Below are 22,657 nucleotides of genomic sequence, written 5' to 3' on the forward strand. Positions count from 1 at the left end.
TAAACTATAAGAAACAAACGCAGAAAATCGATCAATATGAACATGCAAACAGGGATATAGAAGGCAAACTTATTTATGAGCCATTCTACAACACATCCAATATACAATGGCGCTAATGCCATAATTGATCAATTAGATGCAAACAAAGTAGATTGTATTTTTGCCTCGCCCATCGCCATTGTGGGAAGTATTCGCTGCTAGAGAAAATAAAATAAACATACGCTATTTTCGTTGTCGTCATGAACTATTGGCTGTCAGCCTTGCCTATGGATACTTTAAGGTTAAGGGAAAGCCGCAGGCTGTTTTTCTCCCTTCCACTTCCAGTCTGGGAGTATTAAACGGCTCTATGGCACTAAGGTCCTCATTACAAGAACGAATCCCGATGCTCGTTATATCACCTGATTCATTAACCTACGGTGAGGATGCTACAACCGATCCAGGTCCGGAATGGCCCTCTTTACTTGTTGATTTTGCAGGCCCAGCAATAGAGGGAGAAAGAGTCGTCAAATGGTCAAAAAAAGCAATAACTTCTTCTGATCTAGTACAAGAGCTTAATCGGGCCCAATTTATTGCAAATGCTGTCCCGCGAGGGCCCGTTTTACTTGAAGTATCTTTCGATATATTACTACATGAAGCACCCAAGTCTCTGCCTCCCGTTCTGGCTTCAAGTCCGGTAGTGGCTACAAAAAGCCAAATAGAAGAAATAACAAATCTGTTAGCAAGTGCATCATTACCTATTATTATCACAGAATATGGTGGACGAACAAAAGCTGAAAAAGAACAACTAATCCATATCGCTGAAACTCTTACAGCTCCTGTTTTCGAGTTCATGATGCCTGCGTATCATAACTTCCCCAGGTCTCACCCGCTGTATGGGTTTGAAATTACAAGTGAAATCCTCAATAAAACTGACGTCATTCTGCTCATTGGCTGTAATGCCCCCTGGCATCCTCCCCACCGGGCATTAATGCCTGATTGCACTGTCATTCATCTTGAAGAAGATCCATTAAGGCCTCGTGCGCCCTATTGGGGTTACAAAACAACCCATACTATTGCAGGTGACCGCTTTCTCAATATGAAGCAAATATCAGCCTCACTGGAAGACAAAAAAATTGATAACAAAAAGCGTGCTAATGATTGGTCACGTTATTCAAACTCAATACGGGAAAAAAACCGTAAAGATGCACAAGAAGTGTTACAAGCAACGAAACAAGGTATTCCGGCTTCAGAATTATTCCGAGTTTTACATGATACTTTACCCGAAAACTGCGCATGCATCGATGAGATTGTTGCCCAGGTTCCTCAGATGCTGAATCATTTGTACAGTACTAAATTATTTCAACAATTTAGAGGCTGGTGTGGTGCATTAGGAACCGGATTGGGCACAGCATTAGGGGTAAAACTTGCGAGCCCCGACAGGCTTGTCGTTTGCATTATTGGTGATGGCGCCTGGCACTATAATCCTGTTCCGGCTGCGCTGGGATTCTCTCAGGAATATGGATTACCGCTTTTCATCGTCTTATGTAACAACAACCAGTACTTATCGCAAACTTGGAATATACAAAAGTACTTCCCAAATGGTGCAGCAGTTAAAAATAATCATTTTGTTGGCAATCTTATACAGCCTGAACCTGATTATTGTAAAACGGTCGAGTCTTACGGAGGGCAAGGCCTGCGAGTAAAAGAGATAAGCGAGTTAAAAAAAGCTATCAACAAAGGATTGCAAAGTATTCAGACCGGGAAAACATTTTTGCTCGATGTTAAAGTTGTGCCATAAACTAGAGAACCTGTATCAACTCAGACCTGGACATGTGTCTAATTCACCTCATAATGTTAACCAACGGATGAGATGTTTCGATAACTCTCCCCGATTCCAGCTATCGATAGAAATATCCTATACTTGGTCTTTTTTGGGTGTCTATAGCCTAAAAATATGGGCATTTGGCCAATCCTATCCACATTTTTGGCAAGCTATTTACAAGATTCACAACCAAGGATAGATTGCCCGCCTTCGTAATTTTTACCAGTCCCCACCACTCTGACTTTGTATGCCCGCCTTCATCGAGAAGTCGAGCGTTGATATGGTGGCTTACCCATCTCCGTGAGGTCCCTTTTCCGAATGAAACCAGAGTTCTTGGATTACATCCTGGATAGCAAACTATTTGTCACTGTATGCCTAGTTACAGCCATTATGCTGTTGCGCGGCTTGCTTACGCTAGCCATTGCCCGAAGTAGCTGGCAGAAAGCTGATAAACGTCGCCGTATCAATACTGTACATAATATCGGCAACTTATTGCTGGTAGTCGGTTTAATGGTGATTTGGGTAAGTGAACTTCGGGATTTTGCCCTGTCTATTGCCGCTTTCTCTGTGGCAATTGTTCTGGCACTTCGTGAGGCTGTACAGTGCTTGGTTGGCGGTCTATATCAAGCCAATATGCGCTCTTTCACCGTTGGGGACTGGATTAAAGTTGGCGACCAGTTTGGTGAGGTCACCGACAGTGATTGGTTAAGCACCACACTTTTGGAAATCGACCCTCACGGACTTGGCAATGGTTATACTGGAACCACCCTTTACATTCCCAATAATGCGTTCTTCACCCAACCGGTAAAGAACCTGAACTTCATGCGTCGCTACATCGAGCACACTTTCTCAATAACTCGCGAACGCAGTGAAATAAACCCTTTTGAGGCCAAGAAGTTTATTGCAGAACGCTTGAAGGAACACTGCGATTCATTCCGGGAAGTTGCCGAGCGCTACTGCAAGCTGATTGAGAGTCGTATGGGCGTGGAGCTATCTGGCCCTGACGCGAAAGTGAGTGTTGCAACCAATGATCTTGGCCATGATGTGATCACCGCTACAATATTTTGCCCTCGTGAAGAGGCAACAAATATCGAACAGCTAGTGACCGAAGATTTTTATAATTTCTGGTTTGAGAAAACAAAAAATTTGAAGGCTGGAAACTAACAACGGCATTCTATCTCAAGCACTGGTGGATAGCTTTTCCCAGTGCTTGGGTTGCTCCCACCTACACCCTAATGATCAGCAAAAATTTCTGTTAACCATTCAATAAAAGTCCTGACTCTAGGCGACAGGAAACGATTCTGAGTAAAAACTACAGAAACCGGTTCACTTGGTGGGCGAATGTTAGGTAACACTTCTATTAGATTGCCCTCAGTTAGATCCTTTTCAACATGAAACCTGGGGAACTGGGCCAGGCCAATCCCTAATTTAACGGCATCCCGATAACTCTCCGTACCCGTTACCGTGATAGGCGCTATAGCTTCCATGGTTTCAACCTTGTCCCCAACGCAAAATGATAGCGGCGTTGACTTCCCCGTTGTTATCGAACGGAGGGCCACTGCCCGGTGATGGCTCAAGTCAAGTAGGGATTTCGGGGTGCCGTAGCGCTCAAGATAACCCGGTGAAGCACAGGTGAGTCTGTCCAGCATTGTCAGACGCCTCGCGATCAACTCACTATCGGCTAAATGACCATATCTGATCGCACAGTCCACTCCTTCCTGGACCAAATCAACCCAGCGATCCCCTTCGCTCATCACCAAAGTAATATCGGGGTAACGTTCAAAAAATTGCGGAAGCTTAGGCATAACGAAGTGGCGAGCAATTGTTCCCTGTACATCGACACGAACCTCCCCTTTCGGCAACGAGCCCTTAAATGCACCTTCCGCTTCTTCTACATCCGAAAGTATCGATAGACATCGCTGGTAATACAGCTCCCCATCCAGCGTTGCTTTTACCTTGCGTGTAGATCTCTGTAACAACCTCACACCAAGCTGCTTTTCAAGCTTATTGATCACTTGTGTAGAGGTAGATCGGGGAATGTCCAAGTCGCTAGAGGCCGCGGTAAAGCTGCCACGCTCAACGATTCGAACATAGAGTCGCATTGCATCCAGCTTATCCATATTAAGCCCATTGTTTATCTAGTTAGAACAATAGGTTCCATTTTAGCTAGATTATCTACTCAAACCACGAGCTTATTCTCTTCGGGAACATTACTCATAGAGTCACAGCTGTGACTCCAATCAGCTTGGAGGTCATTTTGGAAAAAGTTGCACTAGTCACCGGCGCTTCCAGAGGCATAGGTGCGGCTATTGCCACCCGACTGGCAAAGGACAACTTCACAATCTTGATTAACTTCGTTGGCAACTTCAATGCCGCTGAAAAGCTGTTAAATCAGATTGAAGCGGCCGGAGGAAAGGCCGTCACCGTTCAGGCAGACGTCAGTGATTCCAACGCAGTTACTAGATTATTTGAATCTGTGGAAGCCACCTTTGGTGGTATTGATGCTGTTATCAATAGTGCTGGCATCATGAAGTTAGCGACTTTAGCCGAAAGTAAAGAAGAAGACTTCGACACCATGGTTGCAGTCAACCTTAAAGGTACATTCAACACAATGCGGGAGGCCTGTAAACGCCTTAGACAAGGTGGGCGAATTATCAACTTGTCCTCAAGCGTTGTAGGCCTATATATGCCCACCTACAGTATCTACGCAGCAACCAAAGCCGCCATTGAGGCGATGACACAGGTAATGTCCAAAGAGATGCGAGGACGAAATATTACCGTTAATGCTGTTGCCCCGGGACCAACAGCAACCGAACTTTTCCTGGATGGCAAAACTGATGAGATGGTGAACAGCCTCGCCAACTTGTCTCCACTGGAGCGACTGGGAAGCCCGGAAGATATTGCAAACACGGTCGCCTTTTTGGCCGGGGAGCAAGGGGGATGGATCAATGGGCAGGTGATTCGGGTTAATGGTGGGATTATATAAATCCACCCCTAAGCCCGGCTCATTACTCGCAGCAGTTTAAGAAACTTTAGCTGCTGCTATTGATTATTTTTCTGACTTGGAAAGAAAGCCGATGTCCTCACTAATCCAGGCGTTAAACCTAAAGCACAGCAGAGATACCTTTATTGCTGCAACTATTGCCAGTGCCGCCGCCTTTACCTGCCTTGCAACAAATTTACCTCCGTGGGCAATGTTTGTCGGCTGGGTTGTCTTTTTCACCAGGCCCACCTCTATATCGAACACATTAACCAGTAGTATTTGTGTCACTTTGGGAATTTTACTCGGCGTAATTGCTTCTGTAATAAACAGTGTGTTACTGCCTGTCATGGGTAAAGCTGCCTTCGCTGCGACAGTATTTATTGTAGCTTTTATCGTGGTTTTCCTCAGAGGAAAGCCCATTATCGGCAATATTGCCGCTTGGTTTCTGGGGTTAATTACCTTTTTTGCTGCACATGCCGAGACCACTTATATAGGAATAGCCTCACTGATCGCCCCTGTTCTCCTGGGAATATCCTCAGGCCATTTATGTACCTATACACAATCCCTACCAGGAAAAAATAAAGCGGATTAATCTGCTTCCAATTCTCTTAGGCGCAGGCGAATAATTTCAGCCAGCCTTCTTGCTCCTGGGCCTGTAGTCTCGCGATCGGCAAATATCAGGTACATAGACACCTGCCTTTCATTGCCACCGCGTAAGGGCAGTGGCTTTAAGGTGCCCTCTTCCAGTTCCTGTCTAATTTTCTCCTCCGGCAGCCAGGCAAAACCATAGCCACGGCAGGCCGCGCCAATGGAGGTGGCCATATTGCTGACAGTCCAGCGTTGGGCCACATCTACCGTATGGGTCCGACTGGTTCTCTGTGAGCCTGTATCCCGCACCACCAGATGGCGATGATTGCGTAAGTCTCGCAAGGTCAGCTCTCGCCCCAATTGGTGTAAAGGATGATCCGGGTGGGCAACGGGAATGATTCGTACCGGGCTGTAAAGCAGCTCACCATTGAAGCCTTTGGGAATATGTGGGCTGATAGCGAAGTCGATCTTACCCTGCTGCAGTGCTTCAGGCCCACCGCCGATAACGGTTTCATAAACTTCAATACGGGTCTGCGGGCTTTCCTCGCCAAACTGGTCAAGACACTCCAATAATAACCAAGTGGGAAAAAAGACCTCTATGCCGATAGCAATTTCTGACTCCCAGCCAGCAGAAGCCTTACAGGCTGCAGCCTCTAAAGATGCGGCATCCTCCAGCAGCTGCCGTGCATGGCGGTACAGCATATCGCCCGCTTTTGTCAGCACTGCTTTGCGGCCACTGATAGTGAATGCGGCCACACCCAGCACAGACTCCAGTTTTTGCACCGCATAGCTTACCGAGGACTGGCTCTTATGCAGGCGTTCCGCCGCCTGGGCGTATCCTCCGCCCTCAACAACCGCTACCAAACACCGCCATTGCTCGAGCGTAATTTTCGGGTTTGAAGATGATCTGGCAAACTGATTAGTCATAAATCGGATATTTCGATAGATTTCAGTGAAATTTTCTAATTTTTAATCGAATTAACCAATGTTTCAATAGTGTTCAAGCTAATTGATTCACTAGGAACCAGTCATGACAAAGTTGCTCAATATCCAATCCAGCATGTTCCAAGCCGGAGGACAGACCTCCCAGCTGGCTGCAAAGTATATCGAGAGCTGGAAAACGAATAATCCGGATGGCGAACTAATTCAGCGTGATCTGGTGGCAGAGCCGGTGCCCCACCTGTCTCTGGAGCGCTTTCAGGCCTTCACTACCCAGGCTGAGCAGCGCACCGCAGATCAGCAAGCTATTGTTGATTTTTCGGACAAACTTATTGAAGAGATTACTTCGGCAGATGTGCTGGTACTGGGTGTACCTATGTACAATTTCACAATCCCCTCCACCCTGCACACCTACTTCGACCATATCGCCCGAGCCGGCGTCACCTTCCGCTACACAGCGAATGGTCCTGAAGGATTGCTGAAGAACAAGAAAGCAATCGTCTTTGTCGCTCGAGGTGGCTATCACGGTGACGATCATGCGCAGAGTGCCTTTCTACGTCAGTTCCTCGGCTTTGTAGGTATCACCGATGTTGAACTTGTTTACACGGAGGGGCTTGCGACCGGTGAAGAGGCAAAAGAAAAGGCCGTCGCAGCTGCAAATGAACGTATTACTGAGCTTGCTTAAACCTGCAAGTGCTACCGCATTCATTGGAAATAAAAAAGCCAGGCCCTATTATCCGGCCTGGCTTTTTCAGATATAAATTTATACAGCTTCTACAGCCTCAGTCTCATTGCGTTCAGGAGCATCAGCCTGAGATGACTCTTTATTATTAGCCTTTCTCCCAAACAGCCTCTGCACCACCACAAAGAACAAAGGAATAAAGAAGATTCCCAGCAGCGTGCCCACAACCATTCCCCCCAGTACCCCGGTTCCAATTGCGCGTTGCGCGCCAGAACCTGCACCAGTGGCTATCGCCAGCGGAAGAACTCCCAAACCAAAAGCCAAAGAAGTCATCAGGATAGGACGCAGGCGATCGCGTACTGCACGCATAGTAGCCTGCACCAGCTCCATACCATCCTCTAAGTTTTGCTTGGCAAACTCCACAATCAAAATGGCGTTCTTACTGGTTAAGCCCACAGTGGTCAACATGGCCACCTGGAAATAGATATCCCTTTCCATCCCCCGCAAGCTATTCGCCAGCACCGCGCCAAGAATACCTAAAGGCGCCATTAACAATACGGCTGTTGGTACTGTCCAGCTCTCATAAAGTGCGGCAAGGCACAGGAAAACAATCAGTAATGACAGGGTATAAAGCAGTGGTGTTTGTGCTCCGGCGGCACGCTCCTGGTAAGAAAGGCCACTCCACTCAATACCAACACCCGCCGGCAACTGAGCTACCAGTCTCTCCACTTCTGCCATGGCCTCACCAGAGCTGACTCCTGGAGCTGCCTGGCCGTTGATTTGCATGGATGGCACGCCGTTGTAGCGCTCCAGGCGAGGAGATCCGTACTCCCAGGAGAAGCTGGCAAAGGAAGATAGAGGCACCATATCGCCTTTATCATTGCGCACAGACCAAAGCTGGAAGTCTTCCGGCACCATGCGATATGGCGCATCCGCCTGCATATAAACCCGCTTCACCCGGCCGCGATCGATAAAATCATCGATATAGGAGCCACCCCAAGCGGTACTCAGCGCGCTGTTAATATCGGCAATAGACAAGCCGAGGGCCGCAGCCTTGGCGTTGTCAATTTTCACCCGGAACTGCGGCGTGTCCTCCTGGCCATTGGGGCGTACGTTAGAGAGTAATTTACTCTGCCCGGCCATCCCCAGGAACTGGTTGCGGGCAGCGGTCAGTGCTTCGTGCCCCAGATTGCCGTTATCTTTTAAGTAAAAGTTAAAGCCACCAGAAGAACCCAACTCTGGCAGAGGCGGCGGCGCAAAGGCAAAAGCCATGGCATCTTTAATTTGCATCAGCGCGCCCATAGCACGCATGGCTACTGCTCCGGCACTTTGCGAGTCCTCTTCCCGGTCGGACCAGTCTTCCATATTTACAAAGGCGATACCGGTATTCTGGCCGCTGCCAGCAAAACTAAAGCCCTGCACTGAAAATACTGACTTCACGATACCCTGCTCGTTGTCCAGAAACTGATCTTCCACTTTGCGGATAGATGCCATGGTGCGTTCCTGGGTCGCACCTACAGGTGCCTGCACCATAGAGAAGAGCACGCCCTGGTCTTCATCCGGCAGGAAGGAGCTGGGTAAGCGCAGAAACAGGAAGGCCATCACGGCCGAAAGGGCCACAAACAACAGCATAAAACGGCCGCTGCGTTTTAGAATGCCCTGCACTCCGCCCTGGTAGCGCTGGCTGCCGCGCTCAAAGTTGCGATTGAACCAACCGAAGAAGCCTTTCTCACCGTGGCTTTCCCCTTTTGAAAGTGGTTTCAGCAAGGTGGCACATAGTGCGGGGGTCAGGATAATCGCCACTAATACAGACAAGGCCATGGCAGCGACAATGGTTGCTGAGAACTGGCGATAGATTACTCCGGTAGCACCATCCATAAATGCCATAGGCACAAACACTGCCGAGAGCACTACGCCGATACCTATCAGTGCCGCAGTAATCTGCTTCATGGATTTTTTAGTTGCTTCCTTTGGTGACAACCCCTCTTCACGCATCACCCTCTCTACGTTCTCCACAACCACAATGGCATCGTCCACCAGCAGGCCGATGGCCAACACCATGGCGAACATAGTGAGCATATTGACCGAAAATCCCAATGCCGCGAGAACCGCAAAGGTTCCCAGCAGTACTACCGGCACTGCAATCGTGGGAATTAAGGTTGCACGGAAGTTTTGCAGGAACAGATACATCACCAGGAAGACCAGCACAATGGCTTCAATCAAAGTACTGATCACACCTTTGATGGAGACCTCAACGAAGGGCGTGGTATCAAAAGGTACGACCGAGGTAAGTCCCCTTGGGAAGAAAGGCTCCAGCTCCTTGAGCTTTGCTTTAACGCCTTCTGCGGTATCTAACGCATTGGCACCAGTAGCCAGGTTAATGGCAATACCCGTTGCCGGTTGGCGGTTGTAGCGGGAAATAAACTCGTAGTTCTCTGCCCCCAATTCAACACGGGCGATATCGCCAAGCCGCAGCAGGGAGCCATCATCATTGGCACGGACCACAATTTCCCGGAATTGCTCCGGGGTTTGCAGGCGTCCCTGTGAGGTAATGGAGGCATTGAGTTGTTGCCCCGGCACTGCCGGCGCACCGCCAAGGCTGCCCACGGTAACCTGGGCATTCTGTGCCCGCACTGCTGTGGCGACATCATTCGGTGTCAGGTCGTAAGTGGTCAGCTTATTGGGGTCAAGCCAAATACGCAGTGCATACTTGGAGCCGAATACCTGCACGTTTCCAACGCCCGGTACCCGGCTAACCGGGTCCACAATGGCTGAATTAATATAATCGGCAATATCGTTGCGATTCATACTGCCGTCTTCAGATACAAAGCCCGCAACCATCAGGAAACCGCCGCGGGACTTACTGACGTTGACCCCCTGTAGCTGTACCTCTTGGGGCAACAATGGCATTGCCAACTGCACCTTGTTCTGGACCTGTACCTGCGCGGTATCTGGATCGGTACCATTCTCAAATGTCAGAGAAATGGAAGCACCACCGTTGGATTGACTTGTAGCAGACATATATAGAAGGCCATCCAGGCCTTTCATATTCCGTTCCAGGATCTGTGTAACGGAGTCCTCGACCACCTTGGCAGAAGCGCCCGGGTAGTTCGCCTCAATATTGATAGAGGGCGGTGCAATATTGGGATAGCGCTCCACCGCCAGCTTGCTGATGGACAATGCACCAGCCAGCATTGTGATAATTGCCAGAACCCAGGCAAAGATGGGTCGGTTGATAAAAAAACTCGCCATAACCCCTACCCTCAGGAACCCTGCTCAGCTGTGGTTTTTTCATCGCCAATTGCTGCAGGTGGCTGTTTGTCCTCACGCTCACTCGGCTGCACCGGGGCGCCGGGGCGGATTTTCTGCAATCCAGCCACCACGACACGGTCGCCGGGCTCAAGCCCCTCTTCTACCAGCCATCGATTGCCAACTGTGCGGCTTACCCGTACTGAGCGCTGAGCAACGATATTCTCTTCATTGACCACCATGGCTGACGTATTGCCTTTCGGGTCCCGCGCAATACCTTGCTGAGGCACCAAAATAGCGTTATCGCGTACACCTCTGCCCACTATTGCACGCACATACATGCCCGGCAGCAACATGTTATCCGGGTTGGGTACAACTACCCGTAGCAATACGCTACCAGTTGAGGGATCAACACTTGCTTCGGCAAACTCGAGTTTGCCCTGGTGTTCAAACTCACCGCCATCTTCCAGCAGGATCCTGACCGGCAGATGAGTGGCATCCGCCAGTGTGCCGGCCTGGAGAGCCCGGCGAAGGCTTACCAACTCTGCAGCCGACTGAGTAACATCCACATAGATGGGGTCCAGCTGTTGCACTGTGGCCAAAGTTGCGGCCTGATTGGCCGTCACTAGTGCCCCCTGGGTTACAGAGGATTTACCAATTCGGCCCGTAATCGGGGAAGTAATTTGGGCGTAGTCCAGCTGTATCTCAGCCCGGTGCAGCTCCGCTTTAGCCTCGGCTACATCTGCACGAGCTTCCTGCAAATCCGCCTCAGCCGCATCATTTTCCTGCTTGCTAACGGCTCCATTACTTATTAAGCCTCTAGTCCGTACCGCCTTCAATCGCGCGATATTCATGGCGGCGTTGGCACGCTGTAACTTCGCGCGGGCACTGTCCACATCCGCTCGGTAAATGGCATCATCCAGCTGATAAAGCGGCTGATTTGCATCGACACGGCCACCTTCACGGAACAATTGCTGTTTTATGATGCCATTAACTTGCGGGCGAACTTCCGCCACCTTGAAAGGGGAAGTGCGCCCCGGCAACTCCCTTGTGAGGGTCACTGGCTCAGATTCCAGCGTGACAACTGTAACCTGAGGCGCCATCATCGGCGGTGTAGCGGCCTTTTCATCGCAGGCCGCAAGAACAGAGGATGCGACCAGAAGACTGATTAGCGCTTTTTTATTGAACATGGTTACCTCAATAAGGGCTGACTACCGGTATTGCGGGTCAGTTGCGGGGAAACATGAAAAGAGACAGGAAAGTCTAGTTCTAGTTGCTTGACATTTTATGTGCACGCATGAAATTCAATCAACTGTTCATCAGCGCGTAATAATCGACTAAGATGCACTTTCACCCAGTGTTTTCAAGGGTTTGCACGAATATCTCATTTAGCTACCGTGCGGCGAAATGCGGTGAATATGCGGTCAGATGAGACAAACATGATTAGAAAAGAAGCTGCAGTCCCCATGACCAAACTCAGAAAAGAGCAAACAGCGGCAACTCGTGAGCGTATTCTGGACGCCGCGATGAATGTATTTCATGAATTCGGGGTATCACATGCCTCCCTTGCAGAGGTGGCTGAACTGGCCGGGGTAACCCGTGGCTCGATCTACGACCATTTCCGCAGTAAAGCTGGATTGCTTAATGCCTTGACAGAGCGCATGGAACTTCCCGGTGAGAGACTATGTGAGACTGCCGGGAAAGAGCTGAAGGAAAACCCTTTGGGAACCTTGCGTACCCGCTGGGTTTGGTTGTTCCATGATATTGCCTGCAATGAACAGTGGCAGCGGGTCCTCGAGATTATCTTCCTACCATGTGAGGCTGTCAGTGAAGTGTGTGAATCAACCCAGCGTATCAAGCAGGGCCGTACTGCTGGCTTAGAACGCATGGCCAACTTAATGAAGATGGCAGTTACTGCAGGGCAGTTGCCTACAGATTTAGATGTAGATCTGGCGCAACAGATGCTACATGGTGGTCTTTTTGGTGTATTGGAAGACTGGCTGCAGTCTCCACGAATTGAGGATTTGGGTGAACTGGGCGAGCGTTACATCGACACGCTACTAGATATGATTCGCTTTTCTTCTACTATGCGTTTGGACAGGCAGCAGCGAACCTTGCACTGATCCTGCCTTAAATACTATAAGTTTTATGCGGTTTTTAGCTGCTAACCACATGTAGGCAGATTCCCACACCATGATTGCAAGTATCATTTCTCCTTTCCCCCCGTGAGTAGTTAAATAGCAGCCCGGTACTCTCCGGGTTTGCACACATTAGTAGAGTGAGTTTCTAAGCTTCCTCAGTGGCAGAGTCTTTAAATATTCTTGATAAGAAATAAATAGGGTAAATATCATCTCCAACAATTTCGACGGATACTTGAGTAATACCGCAATGTTCTTTCCTAGTAAGCTCAAGAAGCCTTGAGTGTAGTCGTCAACTGTTTTCTGACAGTAAGTTAAGTTTTTCTTCCGCCTTTGCGAGAGGTAAATCATAGTGATATTGGTGAGGGCGCTCTCCTTTGTTGATGGGAAGGGTCAGAAATGCATAAAAACCCGGAATCTTTTTTGAGTTAGTTCAGGCTTGATCTTATAGGCAGTGTAAGATCGTATTGAAACCTTGAATCAGAACTAGCCTTTAAGTCAGTGATCAACCAAATCAATCTTCAACTCTCTCCTCTCAGTCAAGAGCAAATTATGTGCCCACAGGGTTTACTCTTGACTGAGAGGGTTGAAGCTGGAACCCACTGCAGAAAGATTCAAATGTTAAACCTAAGCCAATCTGAGCGACTACGCATTATTACTACCAAATGATTTCAAAAAGTGCCCAGAATTCTGAGAATAATAAACGCTGGGTGTATGGTTTGCATGATTGTCAGCAGTTGCTTTCTCCTAATTACAACTAAACTGAAATTCATAGAATTACCTGCCGATTTTCTCCCTACCTAGATATAGAATCGGTCCAATATTGTTAGACAATCAGCACAGGTTCCCTCTCCCTCCCTTCTTCTGACCATAAGCCAAGTATAAAGACAATCACTGATCTGCTTTTGATTCACTTCTTAATATATGGGTGTCCTGGGTTCTCTGTTTGAGCCTACCACCATAATTAGCATAGCGCCTCTGGGGAAGCTGCTTGAAGATTACCAAGTTTATCTGCTATCACAGAAAATATACTTGTAGAACCTCCACCCATTTTTTCCGCCAAGATAACTATAGTTCGATTTGCTGTACACGCCTGGGAATTATGGCTAACCCCTTTGTCCCAACTAATTCGAAAAGAGAGGTGGATGACTTTCAGGATATTCCTTTTTTTCCAAAAACTGCTCTGCATACCCCATTATCACTTTAGCCCAAGGGCTACTACCCAACCCTTCAAAGTTAGCGGATTGGTTTTCCGGTGTGGCGAACTCACTAGGATAACCACATGTATCAGACCACAACATCGTAGGTATGTATTGATACTTAGCATTTAACTTATCAAAATTAAGTTCACCTAATGATTGCCAGACTTTGTCCTGATTACGTTTATTGAAGTCAATTGACTGGACATCGTAAATAGCTTCTTCCTGTGCATCGTAAGTACGTATCAATCGTAGGTGAACAAGACTCATATTAATTCCTTATACTTGGGTGAAACAGGTCCAGGGATTCAACATTTCGCCACTTGAGTGCTCTTTCGTGAGCAGGCATCAACTCTCCAGTTTTTCTAAACTGTGCAGACTCTTTCAGCTCATGTAGATAAAATTCAATATCATACTTAGTTGTATTTCCATTTTGCAATCGTTCAAGCATTGATCGTTCCCATTTCTGAAATTCAAGTTGTTACTTTCGAGTAAATTCTGGAAACTGATCCTTTAAAACACTATCCAAGTGACTTTCAACACGATTCAGACCCTTTTCTGTTATTCTCGGTATCCCCTTTGTAGCATCAAGTGCATCCTCTACCTTATCCTCAAGAGTCTTTCCTCCAGGTACCCTACGCGCAAGAATGCCAACAACAGCCCCTGTGACATCACCATCCAAAACATCTCCTACAGAATCTACAACTCCGCCAGGAACATCAGCATACTCAATCAATGCTTCACCGAGAGTACTATCCCCCAAATATTGTTCATTAGTCTGCTGTTTAGATAGATCCCATAGGTCACCCATGTTGTTATACGTATAGGTCATGAAATCCCAAAAAGTAAAGTCTCCTGGCCCGTAACAAACTACAGCCACACCGGAGCAACTTTCTTGTGATCCAATACCTAAAACGATAACTTCTTCAACTTGTCTCTATTTGATTGAGCCGTCCCCAGTGTCACACTCCTAAAGTTGGCACCTACTGTATTTCAAGTACTCTACAATAACTAGATCTTAACCCTATTCTCAAACGACTGAGCTTCTCACCAAAGCTTGAGCCCTATCTCAACTAAAATATTGAAAGCCACTTTTAAAGTTTGGCAGATTCAATAGAAGCTATACGACAAGCCAGCGCACCACTGAAAAGTGCTAGACACACGGTATTAGCGACTCGCCTTCCTTCTAAAAACATGCTCACTCCCACCCAACTTCTTAGTACTATTTCTTTCGGCTTTTATCAAAAATCAATATTTTGAAACTCCAAGCATCATTTCTCAGTGCATCAAAATTCCTCAGCATTATTCCAGAAAGCAACTCCGCTAGAGCGAGTGCCAGCACCGCTGCTAACACCTCAAATCTATGGGTTTTCTGAATTAGTTTCTCCCTAAGATTGAGGTTTCAAGCGGCCAGCTGGCATTGATCGCTGAGCAAAAAACGAATAGCCCCCAACAGCATTAGCTAACCGGGAGTATAGTCACATATCAATCGAGGTATTAACAACTTCTCTCTTTGCAATTTCAATTGCTTTTTCCATGTCTTCTAATGTTATCGCAACATGGTTTTCATTAGAAAAAAAGCGAAACCATTGCACACCATTTTCATCAACTCTAACCTCAAGGAAAGCTGGCTCCTCACCTTTGGAAATCTCTAAAACCAGTCCTTCACTATCCGGCACAGAACACAATTGAAAATTTGCTTTTTCTATAATCTCTGTATTTTTCAATTTACAATCCTCTACCTAAAAATCCGATAAATTCATTCGTATCCGAGTTAAAACGTGCTCCTATTCCATTATCTAATTTAAACTCCGTAACATTACCATAAGCCTTGTGTGGCTTATCAGACCTAGTGCCATTGCGCATAATATTTTTAAGAGCATCTGCCGCAGCCCGGTTCACACCTGCTTGACTACCAAATTTCTCAATCAAAGCCTTTTGAACCTGAGCTTTTGGTACATTAACTCCTAAAACATTTGGATGTTTGGTTGCGGCTCTTCCTGCATGTGTCCACCCCGCACGCTTAAACTGTGATACTGCATGCTTAAACATTGGGTTTCCAGCTAATCCACTTGTAGCTACTGTAGCTCTGCTGACAAATAAGAAAGTCCCAACTTTGATTGCCCCCCCAACAATTTGACCTTCACCGGGTATCGCTTGGAGCAATTTTAAAACTTCCCTACCGGTATTTTTTAATGCGTACCTTGAGTAATCTATAGTGCTAGGTTCATTGCCCGTAGGTAACGTAGGAATATCATCATATGGAGGGCCATCATTTAGGTAGATGGTGTCATTAATACCACCATTCTGTTCAGATAAACTAATCTGCCCAGATGAGCTAATCTCCCCCCAACCTCCACCTCCTGAAGAAGCAAACCCAGATGCACTAGGCGACTGACCCAATGAAATTACTGAATTAATATAAGTCTGGCCAGTGAAAGTTCTTCCACCCGGTCCGGTTGGGCAGGACCCGCCTTCAGCACAGGGTGGTAGACAACCTCTACTTTCTAGATTACACCTACTTCCGAAATTTACGGACATATACCCTGTCGGGTCTACAAGAGAAAGAGGGTTATTTAAAACGTAAGAATAACGGTTATAACTTTGCGAATTTTTTGGGCTTTGAATAAATGGATCAGGACTCAAAAATCTGCCAAGACTTGGATCATATACACGCCCATTCATATGAATGAGCTGAACACCATCCAAATGCTCATGATCCGTATAGCCTCGAGCCGTAACAAAGGGCACATAGTCTTCACCCTCTTCTGCGCCATTCCATAATGTATCACGCCTCTTTCCCCAGGGGCCATTTGACATCCACTGCACATCATCATTACTGTCAGCGTTAGCTCCAGATTTTGCCACTATAGAGCCAATGTGATCACGATGTTGGTAAAGGTAATAACCAGATGAAGCATCACCTTCTTGTATATATAACGCATAATCCCCTACATAATGAATTTTTTGCAGGATTCCGTTAAAGGTGGTTTCTTCATAAACACCGAGGCTCGCATAGATAGTTGAGCGGCCGCTACTATCAGTACGCTTAACACGACTCTGATCTGGGCCATACGTGATTTCGGACCAACGGGTTACACCATTAACAGTATTTTCTATGCGGGTAGGCTTGTTAAATGCAGCATAATCTACAGCACGGTGATTGTTACTGTCCTTAATTGAGCTGGTCAAACTACCATTCTGATTATAATAGTTGGTATATCCACGAGCGCTGGTTACCGCATTAGGACCCGCCCCGTTTTGACCGTATTGATAAATATCAGAATTATCATACAGTGTTTTTACATTACCCAAAACATCATAGCTAAAGTCGTTGGGTGCGCCAATACAATTGGTAAAACATGATTTTGACAGGCGATTCACAGAGTCATAATAAAAGCTCTGGGTTAAGCCGTTCTTATTATCTCTGCGCTGGTCCAGATTACCTAAACTATCAAAATCATACTCATGACTCTGAATAAGGAAACTCCCCTTTTTTGCTACAACACTATCAATATATCCATTCGTTGGCTTGTATATTTGCTTGGTTACAACTCCGTTCCCTAAGGTGAACTCTGTTAGGTTTCCGCGAGCATCTTGCGAGTTCGCACTCCATAACACTTGACCATCCTGAGCATTTTTTACTTTAACCATATGTCCATGGCTATTGTAATGATTTGCGATCGTATATCCTGTTGGATAGGTGGTAGCAAATGCCCTATTAAATGAATCATAGTGTTGACGAGTTATATAGCTTTTACCGTCAATAACCTGTTCAACTGACTCTGGTTGTGAAAAAGACGAATAACTATAATTTTCTGTATAGGCCGAGCCGTCTGAATTATAGCCACTGAGCGTTCCCAGTAGCCCAATACCATAAAGTTTATCGTCATAGGTCCAGCTGTGAGTAAGACCTGATGAGCCGTGAACCGCTGTAGCATTGTCAGTTCGCGCAATAGTACGCTCCAATTTATCGTAACTAAACCGAGTAACATAGCCTTCTGCATCAGTTTGAGCTGCTATTAAACCTAGCGGGTTATAATCATATAAGACTGTACCTGTGTTCGGATCACTCAGTAATGTTTTTCGCCCCAATATATCGTACTCAATATTAATCAGAGTGTTATTATCATTATCAACCTTGGTTGACTGTAAATCTCCAAATGGCCAATAAGTATAGTCAACTTGAGTTCCTGCATTGTCCAAAGTTTTCATTGTCCAACCAGCGCCATTCACAAACAACTTGGTTGTTTGTACTTCCGACAGACTATGCTCTGATAGAACAGTTTTGGCAACTACTGTTTCAAGACCTTTATAGGTTGTTTTAACAGTGGATGAGTCCGCTTTTGTCTTTAGTTCTTCTCGGCCAAGCAAATCATACTTAGTGCTAACTTTATACTGTGGATCGTTATTATAAAAGGGAGCAATCTCAGAAGTAATGAGTCCTTGCCCATTATAGGCCTGATAACTGTAAATAAAAGCGCCCAGCATATCCTTTGTTCTGTTCCCTAGCTCTCGCTCGAAACTGTCAAAGTATGTCCTAACAGAAGGCGACCCTGTCGTTTTGCTTTGAATATAAAACTCAACATTTGGGTTATAGCTAAAACAGCTATTGCCACAATTTCGATAATCAAAGTCTGTACGAGTATTATCAGGATGATCTATATGGTCCACCCGCCCAACACTATCATATGATATTTTTGTAATAAGATTATTTAGATCCTGAATTTCAAATGGCAAACCAAAATCTGCACTAAATTTAGTGATTACACTTTGGCCTTTAGGGTTGGTATGGGTTACTTTGCGTATACCATTGGCATCAAAGTTTTCAATATAACTCTCCGCACGAACGGTAAAATTCAGACCATCATAAGCGAAGCTATTAAAGCTTTCAGCGATACTGCTTATGGAGCCATAGTTGTTATAACCATACGTTGTAATTAGTTTTAATGAAGCAGAGCCCTCAGGTTCAATTGTTTTTGTTTTTATTGTTCCGTTGTTATTATAGGAGTAATCCGTAGTTCGTTTTTTGCTGCTAACTGAAGTGCTACTGGCACCCACTGATGCAGTATCCTCTACTCTCTCAGGCAAACCCAGTATCCAGCTATCGTCTGACTTTGTACTGAATATTTGGCTTTTTTGTTTATGATGTGCAGTCACACTAGCCTGGCTAGCATAGGTATCACAGATTACCTTATGGGAATTGAGCAACACACCATCGGTATGATAATCCACATCACTAGTTGTAGTGAGTACAACATCAATATTTTCTACAGGACTACAAGAAAAGCTTGCAGAATTATGGTTTCGAATAATTGTATCGGAAATTTTACTACCATTATATAGGCTATTTCTTACCGTACTTTGCTCGTATACATAAGGAAAATAATGCGGACTACTAAAACCAGCATCCACATCATCACTATAGGTACGAATTTTCCACCGATACTTAGTGTCACTTAGCACATCTAACGTACAAGTGGAAGTATCAGCGGAATTAGAGCAGTTCTTGAAACAGTCTACATAGGAGCCATCTACCGCACAGACTTGCTGTCTTTTAAGTTGACCGGCCAAAAGATAATTATCTTGAGCCACCTGATGGAATTCTGACACTGTACGTATTTTTTTAGCCTGCCCCTCGTGGCTCACAGTTTCTATAACTCTGGAAAAACCCAAAGAACCATAGCCTGTGCGGTGCCTAACAGGAGACTCATATTTATATTCTGCGACTGTGGTACCACCAATACCATTACTTTCCTCTAGTATGGTTACAACATACGGTAAACTAGACACGGGGACTGTATTTTTGGGGCCAGCACCATCAGGCGCTATATCCTCATTATCGTGAGAATCGTAAACTTGCCTAATACCCAGCAAATTACAGGAGACATTCCCTTTGATCGCCAGATCACACGCTGTATCTAGAGGTCGATATTGAACCTCCAATTGTTCGCGGCCATCAAAATTAACACTTTCAATACGAGGCTTTCGAATATTATTGCTAGTAGTAGTTAGCCCCTGTGTATCATTAGCAGTAGAGCTACCATCATGATCAGCAAAAAAATCGACCATACCGTCACGGTCTAGATCCAGCCATGCGCTAGTTCGCCAATCGGGAACGGCATTAATATGTTCGTAGTTTTTAGGTGAGCTATGAAGTAATTGACAACTGGAGAAAGATTCTCCCTTATTAAAGCGCACAGCTAAGTATGCAGATTTTTTATCTTCTCGCTCAGTGAGATATTCACAATTAACATTAACTATATACAACTTATCAGTTAACCCGTCACCATTATAGTCAACGAGAAATCTTCCAAGAGTGCTCTTACGTTGCTCTTTGGGTACTTGAGTTGTTACGCTCTCAATTCCGGGGTCTGCCGGAGCAGCAACCCAATCATCCCCTGTAGAATACAGGATCCGATTGTAACTAAACACCATATCTGCCAAGCCATCCCCATTCATATCCTGCAGCTGCAGGTTATCTATTATATCGGGAAAAGGCTGAGCGGGTCCAAAGCGGGTAAACTCACCATCATAAGAATAGTCTTCTGGTGATTTTAAAATAAATCCATTACCGGTATTAATCGAGACATTTCCCAATACATCAGCCATATCGGGTAAGCCATCACCATTAATATCCCCTATCCGTGTTGAGGGGTGAGATGACTCTCCATGCCACCATTGCGCAAACTCCGAAAATCCACTACCCGTATTCAAGGCTACCGAGCGATCTTTTAATGGACCCTTTAAATAATTTCGATAACGCCCGTCAGTCGATAAAGTGTAACGACCAATACCGTATCGAAAAACATCAACCAAGCCATCACCATTCATATCCTTAAATACTAGGCGATAAGGCTCAGGGGCTGTGACACTTTGTATTAATGTTTCTGGCCAAAGATGCGATTGCGAACCTGGACTTCCTGTATGCAGGGTGATTTGCTCAGAAGTAAGGGAGTAAGCTCCACTATAAACGTAACCACTACCAGTATTGAGAAAAGCTTTAGTGCCAGCAAGCCCCATCCAAGAGTTTGCTATGAGATCAAGTTTACCATCTCCGTTTATATCCAAAGGGATGAAACCAAAATATCTTAGATCTCTTGTTGTCGGGATAAGTGACTCCGAGAAACTTCTATTATATTGATAATAAGTAATAGTTCCCGGTGAGCTTACATCACCTACTTTCACCAAAGTGCCCGTTGCATCTTTAACGTAAAGAGTGTCATTTCGGACAACAGGGTAATCTACTTTATAATCGCCATTAAAGTCAGCTAACCATTCTGGAAATACTACTTCATCAAGAACCCAGCGATATTCACTACCCAAAGGTTTATTGGCATATGTGCTACTCGATGAGGAACTCCAATCAAAAGATAACGGCTGCCCGCAATCTGTGGTCGACCCTCCATAGCATAATGTGACATTTTGCAGCTTACTGGTACTGGTTGGATCAGCATTGATATTTCCATCAACAGCTTGGTAGTTGAGACTATAACGGCGAACTATATGACTGGCGCTACTCTTTACTGTTATAGTTTTTAGGCGCTTATCTACTCTATGCTTTCTACCTGCTATATAGCTTTCGCGAACATCTACTCTGGGTTCATAGGTGAAAATCAGCGCATTATTAGTCCCTTGTGCAACATTGTGCTTGGTATAATCAATCTGACTGATTCGATGGACACCTGCAGAGGTATCTTTTTCATAGGTATACACCATGTAATTGCCGAAGACGTCCTCACGCTTAGCAATCCGCCAGTGAAGTGTTTTATTATAACCGTCTTCAAATTCAGTATTGGCCGAGCCCTTCGCACCATAATGAATTTTTCCCCCATCCCTTGACTCAACTCGCCAATAGTCTGGTACCGCAGCCTCCCCCCCATAAGCTCTCAGGCGCTGAAATGACTCTGATTCGGTACGATATTCGCGATAACTTATTCCCCCGTGAGAACCTGAACCAGTCTGAACAAGACGGTGTCCATCCAGACAGAATTTATAAGCATCTCCCTTATTAATGCCGCTTATCGCACCATCTCTCACTTTACTAGCGCGACATCGTGATATCTTTGACTGGCCACCAATATCCCATCCCCAACCCACTACGCCATTTCGACGATTACTGTTGTAATTCAAATTGACTTGGGGCTGCAGGCCATTAATACCAGGTGGAACCTCAATAGGGATCGTATAGTTAAACGATCCATCTTTACCCACCAAATGCTGACCGGTGAGTTTACCTCTGTATAAAGATTCGGTCATCAGGTCATTCGCCGGGTCTGTCTGCGTGATCGATAGATTACCTATCTTATCAATGAAGACATTGGTAGCGATTATATCCGGCGTAATTGCATCGCCCCCTGCAATTACAGCGTTATATAGCATACTGCCAACCTTGGCAATATAAAGATCTGTATTACCATCGCCACTGTAGTCCAGATATTGCAAACTTGTCGGCGGTACTTTTTTCAGTAAACTGATATCAATATTTTCACTGACAACCGGAGAGCCATAACTACCGCCTTGAGAAGCATATAAATAACTAGGGTTTATCGGGGGCAGTACGAGAGGTACAACAACCTCTCCATGGATCATTACATAAAGGTCTCTGGCTTTGAGATAAATATCATCTACCCCATCACCATTGACATCACCATAGTAAACATCGTAGTACGAATCATCGATATTCTCCGCAATTAAACTTCCTGCTGAGAATAGTAAAATAAGCAATAAAAGCCTGGATACTAAAGGAACACCCTTCATATAACATCCTAATTATAATCTTATATAATAATTTTTATGTCTATACGCACAAATGAAGCTTAATATTCAGCACCTAAACTAAGCTTTCCCTAAGCTGTATGCTCGCACCATCTAACTCTTAGCCGAAGTAATAACGTGGGTACGCATTCTACACGGCAACGTCAAAATTATCGTTTTGCACCACCAAACACCTCCCATCATTTTCGCTGTTATGACTTCACTTTGGAAGCCCTCCATGTCAATAAGTTAACAACTTCAACTGAAAATTCAGCTTAACTAGCACTACCCTTCCAACTACACATTTATCCAAGCTCTTTC

At 45.7% G+C, this 22,657-nt stretch carries 14 protein-coding genes; 6 read left to right on the forward strand and 8 right to left on the reverse strand.

Going from position 1 to position 22,657, the window contains the following annotated elements; genetic code table 11:
- Positions 1-178 precede the first annotated feature (178 nt).
- Both ACJJJB_RS08615 and ACJJJB_RS08620 read left to right on the forward strand, forming a co-directional pair.
- Positions 179-1,777 (forward strand): thiamine pyrophosphate-dependent enzyme, encoded by a 1,599-nt coding sequence (locus tag ACJJJB_RS08615; RefSeq protein ID WP_445366270.1) that lies wholly within the window; start codon positions 179-181, stop codon positions 1,775-1,777.
- Between the two features lie 342 nt (positions 1,778-2,119).
- Positions 2,120-2,965 carry a mechanosensitive ion channel family protein gene (locus ACJJJB_RS08620; RefSeq protein WP_445366069.1) on the forward strand — a complete coding sequence of 282 codons (846 nt, stop codon included), beginning with the start codon at positions 2,120-2,122 and terminating at the stop codon, positions 2,963-2,965.
- Positions 2,966-3,033: 68 nt separating this feature from the next.
- Here ACJJJB_RS08620 and ACJJJB_RS08625 read toward each other — a convergent pair whose 3' ends face one another.
- Positions 3,034-3,921: a LysR family transcriptional regulator gene (locus tag ACJJJB_RS08625; RefSeq protein ID WP_020412835.1), complete on the reverse strand. Its 888-nt coding sequence runs from the start codon at positions 3,919-3,921 to the stop codon at positions 3,034-3,036.
- A gap of 137 nt (positions 3,922-4,058) precedes the next feature.
- Between ACJJJB_RS08625 and ACJJJB_RS08630 the strand changes: the two genes are divergently transcribed.
- Both ACJJJB_RS08630 and ACJJJB_RS08635 read left to right on the forward strand, forming a co-directional pair.
- On the forward strand, positions 4,059-4,787 hold the full coding sequence (locus ACJJJB_RS08630; RefSeq protein WP_211214920.1) for an SDR family oxidoreductase: 729 nt from the start codon (positions 4,059-4,061) through the stop codon (positions 4,785-4,787).
- A 91-nt stretch (positions 4,788-4,878) separates the two neighbouring features.
- Entirely contained in the window at positions 4,879-5,376 is a 498-nt protein-coding gene (locus ACJJJB_RS08635) for a DUF1097 domain-containing protein (RefSeq protein ID WP_083922701.1), read from the forward strand.
- Here the strand turns inward: ACJJJB_RS08635 and ACJJJB_RS08640 are convergent.
- On the reverse strand, positions 5,373-6,299 hold the full coding sequence (locus tag ACJJJB_RS08640; RefSeq protein ID WP_282953446.1) for a LysR family transcriptional regulator: 927 nt from the start codon (positions 6,297-6,299) through the stop codon (positions 5,373-5,375). The two genes, ACJJJB_RS08635 and ACJJJB_RS08640, sit on opposite strands and share 4 nt — an antisense overlap.
- Before the next feature lie 103 nt (positions 6,300-6,402).
- On the opposite strand from ACJJJB_RS08640, the gene ACJJJB_RS08645 reads away from it, so the two are divergent.
- A complete protein-coding gene (locus ACJJJB_RS08645; RefSeq protein WP_353376213.1) occupies positions 6,403-6,996 on the forward strand; it encodes an FMN-dependent NADH-azoreductase in 594 nt (197 codons plus the stop codon).
- 78 nt (positions 6,997-7,074) lie between these two features.
- Here the strand turns inward: ACJJJB_RS08645 and ACJJJB_RS08650 are convergent, their stop codons facing one another.
- Together ACJJJB_RS08650 and ACJJJB_RS08655 are read right to left on the reverse strand one after the other, a co-directional pair.
- Positions 7,075-10,245, reverse strand: a complete 3,171-nt coding sequence (locus ACJJJB_RS08650; RefSeq protein WP_445366070.1) for an efflux RND transporter permease subunit — start codon at positions 10,243-10,245, stop codon at positions 7,075-7,077.
- Positions 10,246-10,256: 11 nt separating this feature from the next.
- Complete coding sequence (locus ACJJJB_RS08655; protein WP_445366071.1) at positions 10,257-11,432, reverse strand: efflux RND transporter periplasmic adaptor subunit; 1,176 nt, start codon at positions 11,430-11,432, stop codon at positions 10,257-10,259.
- A 249-nt stretch (positions 11,433-11,681) separates the two neighbouring features.
- Between ACJJJB_RS08655 and ACJJJB_RS08660 the strand changes: the two genes are divergently transcribed.
- Positions 11,682-12,365 carry a TetR family transcriptional regulator gene (locus tag ACJJJB_RS08660; RefSeq protein WP_353376214.1) on the forward strand — a complete coding sequence of 228 codons (684 nt, stop codon included), beginning with the start codon at positions 11,682-11,684 and terminating at the stop codon, positions 12,363-12,365.
- A gap of 1,139 nt (positions 12,366-13,504) precedes the next feature.
- On the opposite strand, the gene ACJJJB_RS08665 is transcribed toward ACJJJB_RS08660, so the two are convergent.
- The 4 genes from ACJJJB_RS08665 to ACJJJB_RS08680 all read right to left on the reverse strand — a co-directional run bounded on the left by ACJJJB_RS08665 (position 13,505) and on the right by ACJJJB_RS08680 (position 22,339).
- Positions 13,505-13,849 (reverse strand): hypothetical protein, encoded by a 345-nt coding sequence (locus ACJJJB_RS08665; protein ID WP_020412844.1) that lies wholly within the window; start codon positions 13,847-13,849, stop codon positions 13,505-13,507.
- 211 nt (positions 13,850-14,060) lie between these two features.
- Positions 14,061-14,411 (reverse strand): hypothetical protein, encoded by a 351-nt coding sequence (locus tag ACJJJB_RS08670; RefSeq protein WP_444946741.1) that lies wholly within the window; start codon positions 14,409-14,411, stop codon positions 14,061-14,063.
- Positions 14,412-15,057: 646 nt separating this feature from the next.
- On the reverse strand, positions 15,058-15,306 hold the full coding sequence (locus ACJJJB_RS08675) for a hypothetical protein (protein ID WP_353376218.1): 249 nt from the start codon (positions 15,304-15,306) through the stop codon (positions 15,058-15,060).
- A 1-nt stretch (position 15,307) separates the two neighbouring features.
- Complete coding sequence (locus ACJJJB_RS08680) at positions 15,308-22,339, reverse strand: RHS repeat-associated core domain-containing protein (RefSeq protein ID WP_445366072.1); 7,032 nt, start codon at positions 22,337-22,339, stop codon at positions 15,308-15,310.
- Positions 22,340-22,657: the final 318 nt, after the last annotated feature.

This window comes from Microbulbifer variabilis, from assembly GCF_052468405.1.